Annotated in this window: 5 protein-coding genes; 4 read left to right on the top strand and 1 reads right to left on the bottom strand. The window is 65.4% G+C overall.

Translation table 11 applies throughout. From position 1 onward, the window contains the following. Positions 1 to 161 precede the first annotated feature (161 nt). The 3 genes from ACE3RX_RS05815 to ACE3RX_RS05805 all read left to right on the top strand — a co-directional run bounded on the left by ACE3RX_RS05815 (position 162) and on the right by ACE3RX_RS05805 (position 4,932). A complete protein-coding gene (locus tag ACE3RX_RS05815) occupies positions 162 to 2,165 on the top strand; it encodes an acetyl-CoA carboxylase biotin carboxylase subunit (RefSeq protein ID WP_374481265.1) in 2,004 nt (667 codons plus the stop codon). Positions 2,166 to 2,316: 151 nt separating this feature from the next. Further along, positions 2,317 to 4,005 (top strand): AMP-binding protein, encoded by a 1,689-nt coding sequence (locus ACE3RX_RS05810; protein WP_374481263.1) that lies wholly within the window; start codon positions 2,317 to 2,319, stop codon positions 4,003 to 4,005. Between the two features lie 15 nt (positions 4,006 to 4,020). Then, the gene (locus ACE3RX_RS05805; RefSeq protein WP_374481261.1) at positions 4,021 to 4,932 is read left to right on the top strand and encodes a hydroxymethylglutaryl-CoA lyase; all 912 of its coding nucleotides are present in this window, start codon (positions 4,021 to 4,023) and stop codon (positions 4,930 to 4,932) included. Positions 4,933 to 4,967: 35 nt separating this feature from the next. Here the strand turns inward: ACE3RX_RS05805 and ACE3RX_RS05800 are convergent, their stop codons facing one another. Beyond that, positions 4,968 to 5,348 carry a rhodanese-like domain-containing protein gene (locus tag ACE3RX_RS05800; RefSeq protein WP_374481259.1) on the bottom strand — a complete coding sequence of 127 codons (381 nt, stop codon included), beginning with the start codon at positions 5,346 to 5,348 and terminating at the stop codon, positions 4,968 to 4,970. Between the two features lie 134 nt (positions 5,349 to 5,482). On the opposite strand from ACE3RX_RS05800, the gene ACE3RX_RS05795 reads away from it, so the two are divergent. Then, positions 5,483 to 6,790 carry an NAD(P)/FAD-dependent oxidoreductase gene (locus ACE3RX_RS05795; RefSeq protein ID WP_374481257.1) on the top strand — a complete coding sequence of 436 codons (1,308 nt, stop codon included), beginning with the start codon at positions 5,483 to 5,485 and terminating at the stop codon, positions 6,788 to 6,790. Positions 6,791 to 6,950 lie beyond the last annotated feature (160 nt).

The following is a 6,950-nucleotide window of genomic DNA, read 5'->3' as shown; positions in this document are numbered from 1 at the left end:
GGGGGGGGGGGGGGGGGTGTGTGTGGGTGGGTCTCTGTGGGGGGGCGGGCGTTGGGGGGTGTGGGGGGGGGGTCCCACCCCCCCCCCCCCCACAAGGTAGGCCCCCAATAAGTGAGCGGTACGCAGTTTGTTCGCCCCCAAACCCATAACCGGGAGACAACATGTTCAACAAGATCCTCATCGCGAATCGCGGTGAAATCGCCTGCCGCGTCATCAAGACGGCGCGGCGGCTCGGCATCAAGACGGTGGCGGTGTATTCCGAGGCGGATGCGGGCGCGCGCCATGTGCGCCTGGCCGACGAGGCGGTGCTGATCGGGCCGGCGGCGGCGCGGGAGAGCTATCTGGTCATCGAGCGGATCATCGACGCTGCCAAGCAGACCGGCGCCCAGGCGATCCATCCGGGCTACGGTTTCCTGTCGGAGAACGAGGACTTCTGCCATGCCTGCGAGCAGGCCGGCATCGTCTTCATCGGGCCACCAGTGTCGGCGATCCGTGCGATGGGCTCCAAGTCGGAAGCCAAGAAGCTGATGGAAAAGGCCCAGGTGCCGCTGACCCCCGGCTACCACGGTGACAATCAGGAGCCAGGTTTCCTCAACGTACAGGCGGACGCCATCGGCTACCCGGTGCTGATCAAGGCCGCAGCCGGCGGTGGCGGCAAGGGCATGCGGCTGGTGGAGCGCAGTGAGGACTTCCTCGACGCGTTGGCGTCCTGCAAGCGGGAGGCGGCGTCCAGCTTCGGCAGCGACCACGTGCTGGTCGAGAAATACCTGACTCGGCCCCGCCACATCGAGATCCAGGTCTTCGGGGACACGCTGGGCAACTACGTCTATCTGTTCGAGCGGGACTGCTCCGTGCAGCGTCGCCACCAGAAGGTGCTCGAAGAGGCGCCGGCGCCGGGTATGCCGCCGGAGCGCCGGGCGGCAATGGGCAAGGCCGCGGTCGATGCGGCGCGGGCGGTCGGTTACGTGGGCGCCGGCACCGTGGAATTCATCGCAAACCAGGACGGCACCTTCTACTTCATGGAGATGAACTCCCGCCTGCAGGTGGAGCATCCGGTGACCGAGATGATCACCGGCCTCGATCTTGTCGAGTGGCAGCTCCGCGTGGCGTCCGGCGAGCCCTTGCCGTTGGCCCAGGAGCAGCTGGCGATCAACGGCCATGCGCTGGAGGCACGCATCTACGCGGAAGATCCGTCCAAGGGCTTCCTGCCTTCCACCGGCAAGCTGCTGCATCTGGCGCCGCCAGAAGAGGGCATGCATGTGCGCGTGGATACCGGCGTGGAGGAGGGCGACGAGATTTCGCCCTTCTACGACCCGATGATCGCCAAGCTGATCGTCTGGGACGTGAACCGTGACCGGGCGCTGGCGCGCATGCTGCAAGCGCTGGCCGAATACCGGGTCGTCGGTGTCGCCAACAACATCGAGTTCCTGTCCCGCCTGACAGCCTGCCCGGCCTTCGCCAACGCGGACCTGGACACCGGCCTGATCGAGCGCGAGAAGGACTATCTCTTCCCGGCCCAGCAGCAGCCGACCCGCGAAGCCTGGCTGGCCGTGGCGTTGGCCGAGTTGCTGCGCGAACGCCAGCGTGCCGCGGCCATGGCGACGCGGCATCCCGAGCCGGCGTCGCCGTGGCACCAGCGCGACGGTTGGCGCATGAACGCGCCGGCGGCCCGCAACCTGATGTTCCGCTTCGGTGAGGTGCAGAAAACCCTGCGTGTCGCGGCCCATGGCGAGCGTTTCGACGTGACGCTGGATGACGTGACGAGCACGGTGAGCGGCAGCCTCAACCCGCGCGGCCTGCTGCGGGCCGAGTTCGACGGCCTGCGCACCACCGCGACGGTAGTGGTGGCCGGCGAGCGCCGCCATGTTTTCGGGCACGGCCACACCTGGCAGTTTGCTGCGGTAGACCCGCTGCACCACAGCGGCGAAGGCGGCGGTGCCGAAGGCGGCTTGCTGGCGCCAATGCCCGGCAAGGTCATCGCGCTGCTGGCCGAGGCCGGCGCCACGGTGGCCAAGGGCGCGCCGCTGCTGATCCTCGAGGCGATGAAGATGGAGCACACCATCACCGCGCCGTCCGCCGGCCTCGTCAAAGCCTTCCGATTTGCCATTGGCGACCAGGTTGGCGACGGTGCCGAGCTGGTGGAGTTCGAGGCGGCTACAGAGTAAGGCAATACGGCGAGGGGCTGCGTCGATTGCCCCCGCCTGCTGGGCATCATTCCCCTTGGGCGCGTTCGTGCGCCCGTAACGGTTTCAATCCGCCAGCCCGCACAGACGGGAGCGGAACGCAGCAATCCACAACCAAGATGTGAGGAGACCCATGAACGCGCTGAGCTACGTCCACGGAGCATCGAACAAACCCCTGATCGGCCAGACAGTTGGCCGCCATTTTGACGCCGCCTGCGCGCAGCATGCGGAGCGGGAGGCGCTGGTAGTGCGCCACCAGAATGTGCGCCTCAGCTATGCGGAGCTGCGCCTCAAAGTCGATGCGCTGGCCTGCGGCCTGCGTCGCCTGGGCCTGCAGCCAGGGGAGCGGATCGGCATCTGGTCCCAGAACAATATGGAATGGGCCCTGACCCAGTTCGCCACCGCCAAAGCGGGCCTGGTGCTGGTGAACATCAACCCGGCCTACCGGCGCAGCGAGCTGGAGTACGCGCTGAACAAGGTCGGCTGCCGCGCGCTGATTCTGTCGCCGTCCTTCAAGAGCAGCGACTACCTGGAGATGCTGGCCGATCTGGCCCCGGAACTGGGCCATTGCGAACCGGGCCTGCTGCGCGCCCACAAGCTGCCGAGCCTGGAGATCGTCGTCCGCCTGGGTGCCGAGCACACGCCGGGCATGCTCAACTTCGACAGCCTGTGCACGCCGCCGAGCCGCGACGAGCTGGCCGAGCTGGAAGAACTGGGCGAGCGCCTGCAGTTCGACGATCCGATCAACATCCAGTTCACGTCGGGGACGACCGGCAATCCCAAGGGCGCCACGCTGTCCCACCACAACATCCTCAACAACGGCTATTTCGTCGGCGAGGCGATCCGCCTGGTGCCGGGTGACCGGGTGTGCATCCCGGTGCCGCTGTACCACTGCTTCGGCATGGTGATGGGCAACCTGGGCTGCCTGACCCACGGCGCGACGATGGTCTATCCGGCCGAGGCCTTCGAGCCGCTGGCGGTATTGCAGACGGTTGCGGAAGAGAGGTGCACCGCCAGCTACGGCGTGCCGACGATGTTCATCGCCCAGCTCGATCACCCTGAGTTCGCGCGCTTCGACCTGTCCAGTCTGCGCACCGGCATCATGGCTGGCAGCCCGTGTCCGATCGAGGTGATGAAGCGGGTCATCGAGCGGATGCACATGAGCCAGGTGACCATCGCCTACGGCATGACCGAGACCTCGCCGGTGAGCTTCCAGAGCGCCACCGACGATAGCATCGAGCGGCGCGTTTCTACGGTTGGCCGCGTGCAGCCCCATTGCGAGGTGAAGATCGTCGACAGCGACGGCCGCATCTTGCCCCGCGGCACGCCCGGTGAGCTATGCACCCGCGGCTATTCGGTGATGCTCGGCTACTGGGGCGACGACGCGAAGACCGCCGAAGCCATCGACAAGGCCGGCTGGATGCACACCGGCGACATCGCGACGCTGGATGACGAAGGCTTCTGCAACATCGTCGGCCGCAGCAAGGACATGGTGATCCGCGGCGGCGAGAACATCTACCCGCGGGAGATCGAGGAGTTCCTGTACCGCCACCCGAAGGTGCTGGACGTGCAGGTGGTCGGCGTGCCAGACAAGAAGTACGGCGAGGAGCTGTGCGCGTGGATCATCGTGCGGGAAGGGGAACGCCTGACGGAAGAGGATGTGCGGGCCTTCTGCCAGGGGCAGATCGCCCATTACAAGATCCCGCGCTACATCTGCTTCGTGGACAGTTTTCCGATGACGGTGACCGGAAAGATCCAGAAATTCCAGATCCGCGAGAAAATGAAGCAGACCCTCGGCCTCGATGAGGCCGCGACAGCCTGAAGAAGAAAGGAAGCCATGAACCTGCCCCAGCGCGTACGCATCGTCGAAGTCGGCCCTCGCGACGGCCTGCAGAACGAGAAGAAGCTCGTCAGTACCGACACCAAGGTCGAGCTGATCGCCCGCCTTGGAGCCGCCGGCCTCAAGGCCATCGAGGCAACGGCCTTCGTGTCGCCCAAGTGGGTGCCGCAGATGGGCGACAACGCGGAGGTGATGGCGCGTATCGTGCGCCTCCCAGGCGTCGACTACCCGGTGCTGACGCCCAACCTGAAGGGCTTCGAAGCGGCGCTGGCGGCAGGGGTGGAGGAGGTCGCGGTGTTCGCCGCGGCGTCCGAATCCTTCAGCCGCAAGAATATCAACTGTTCGGTTGCGGAATCGCTGGAGCGCTTCGTGCCGGTACTGGAGGCGGCCCGCGCCGCCGATGTGCGGGTGCGCGGCTACGTGTCCTGCGTGCTGGGCTGCCCCTACGAGGGCGAGGTGGCACCGGAGGCGGTGGCCGACGTGGCGGCCAAGCTGTACGAGATGGGCTGTTATGAAGTCAGCCTCGGTGACACCATCGGCACCGGCACGCCCGGCAAGACGCGCCGCATGCTTGACGCGGTGGCCCGACGGGTGCCGACGGACAAGCTGGCCGGCCATTACCACGACACCTACGGGCAGGCGCTGGCCAACATCTACGCGTCGCTGGAGGCGGGCGTAGCAACCTTCGACACCTCGATCGCCGGCCTCGGCGGCTGTCCGTACGCCGTGGGCGCGTCCGGCAACGTGGCGACCGAGGACGTGGTGTACATGCTCGACGGCCTCGGTATCGAGACCGGCATCCAGCTTGATGCGCTGGTGGACACCGCCTGGTGGATCTGCGGTGAAATCGGGCGGGCCTGCGGCTCGAAGGTGTCGTTGGCCCGGCGCGGCTGCGCAGCGGCAGCCTGATGGAGGTGGCCCGTACAGCCGGGCCACTTCATCGTTTATTCGAAATCAGGCAATTGGGGGCGCGCCACCGGATGGCCGGCGGCGGCCCAGGAATCGAAGCCGCCTGCGAGCGATTCGACCTTCAGGTAGCCCATGTCGAGCAGCGTGGCGGCGGCCAGTGCGGCACGTCCGCCGGTCTTGCAGTACAGCATGATCTGCAGGTCGCGGGCGGTGAGTTCTGGAGCCGAACTCATGCGAAATTCCAGCATGCCGCGCGGGATGTTGATGGCGCCGGGGATGTGGCCGGCGGAGTATTCGTCGGGCTCGCGCACATCCAGCAGGATGTTGGCGTCGCGGATGGCCGCGTCGGCCTTGCTCATCTCGATTTCCGTGATCCGCTGCTTGGCGGCAGCAACCAGGTCGTGGGCTGATTTCATGATTTCCTCGCAAAGGCTTGCGTGACTGGCGTTCGCGCCTGAAGTGCGTGAACGTAGTTTTCGCTTTTGGTTTGGGTTTAATATTAGAAAATACTAATATTTTAATTGTAACCCATCCCACGAGGAGGAGACACATGGTCAGGATCGTTGTCGTCGGTGCGGGCATCGGTGGAGTACCCGCAGCTTATGAGCTGAAGGCCCGGCTGGGCAAAGGGCATGAAGTTACGCTCGTCAACGCGAGCGACTACTTCCAGTTCGTTCCCTCCAACCCGTGGGTCGCGGTGGGCACACGCACGCGGGACGCGATCACTGTGCCGCTGCGTCCCCACCTTGAGAAGAAGGGCATCGCTTTTGTAGCGAAGGCCGCCGCCGCGGTGCTGCCCGCGCAGAACACGCTGCAGCTGGTCGATGGCAGCACGCTTGAGTACGACTACCTCGTGCTGACCACCGGCCCCCGGCTGGCCTTTGAGGAGGTTCCGGGCGCCGGGCCAGTGGACGGACACACCCATTCGATCTGTACGACCGACCACGCCGAGCGGGCCCATGCGGCTTATCAGAACTTCCTGCACAATCCCGGTCCGGTGATCGTCGGCGCGATGCCCGGCGCCAGCTGCTTCGGGCCGGCCTACGAGTTCGCCTTCATCCTCGATGCGGACCTGCGCCGTCGCAAGCTGCGCCACAAGGTGCCGATCACCTTCGTGACCAGCGAGCCGTACATCGGCCACCTGGGGCTGGGTGGCGTGGGTGACTCCAAATCCATGCTGGAAAGTGAGTTCCGCAACCACGACATCAAGTGGGTGACGAATGCGAGGACGAGCCGGGTGGAGCCGGGTCTGTTGCATACGACTGAGCTCGATGGCCTGGGCAATCCGCTACGGGATCATGAGCTGCCGTTCCGCTACGCGATGATGCTGCCAGCCTTCAAGGGTGTGGACGCAGTGGCCGGCGTGGAAGGGCTGTGTAATCCCCGCGGCTTTGTGTTGATCGATGAGCATCAGCGTAGCCGGGCGTACCGCAACATCTTTGCGGCGGGCGTGTGCGTGGCCATTCCGCCGGTGGAGGCGACCCCGGTGGCAACCGGTGCGCCGAAGACCGGCTACATGATCGAGACGATGGTGACCGCCATTGTCGACAACATCGCCGCCGACCTGGAAGGGAAGGAGGCGAAGGCCAAGGGCACCTGGAATGCGATCTGCCTCGCGGACATGGGCGACAGCGGCGCGGCCTTCGTCGCCTTGCCGCAGCTCCCGCCGCGCAACGTCAACTGGTTCCGCAAGGGCAAGTGGGTCCATCTGGCCAAGGTCGCCTTCGAGAAGTACTTTCTGCACAAGGTGAAAGCGGGTACCTCCGAGCCGATCTACGAGAAATACATCCTCAAGGCATTGGGTATCCTGAGGCTGGAAGGCACGCAACTCAAGGATGAGAAATCTGAAGTGCGATGAAGGATGGCGGGTATTGTCAGCTTTTTGAAAGCTGGCTTGAGCGACCATGCGTGGGCGCGATGTTGCGACCCCCCCGCCTCAAACGGCCCATATCGTGTGGAAAAGCAGCATTTTTCCGCGGTCTGCCCAGATAAGTAGGGGCCCCAACTTGCGCAAGCAT

The sequence above is a fragment of the Zoogloea sp. genome (assembly GCF_041914405.1).
Lineage (GTDB): Bacteria > Pseudomonadota > Gammaproteobacteria > Burkholderiales > Rhodocyclaceae > Zoogloea.
The sequence above is the reverse complement of the archived record's forward strand: the minus strand, read 5'-3'. Positions and strand labels throughout refer to the sequence as shown.

Coding starts and splice junctions, on each gene's coding strand:
- ACE3RX_RS05815 (WP_374481265.1), top strand. CDS start 162: ATGTTCAACAAGATCCTCATCGCGAATCGCGGTGAAATCGCCTGCCGC.
- ACE3RX_RS05810 (WP_374481263.1), top strand. CDS start 2,317: ATGAACGCGCTGAGCTACGTCCACGGAGCATCGAACAAACCCCTGATC.
- ACE3RX_RS05805 (WP_374481261.1), top strand. CDS start 4,021: ATGAACCTGCCCCAGCGCGTACGCATCGTCGAAGTCGGCCCTCGCGAC.
- ACE3RX_RS05800 (WP_374481259.1), bottom strand. CDS start 5,348: ATGAAATCAGCCCACGACCTGGTTGCTGCCGCCAAGCAGCGGATCACG.
- ACE3RX_RS05795 (WP_374481257.1), top strand. CDS start 5,483: ATGGTCAGGATCGTTGTCGTCGGTGCGGGCATCGGTGGAGTACCCGCA.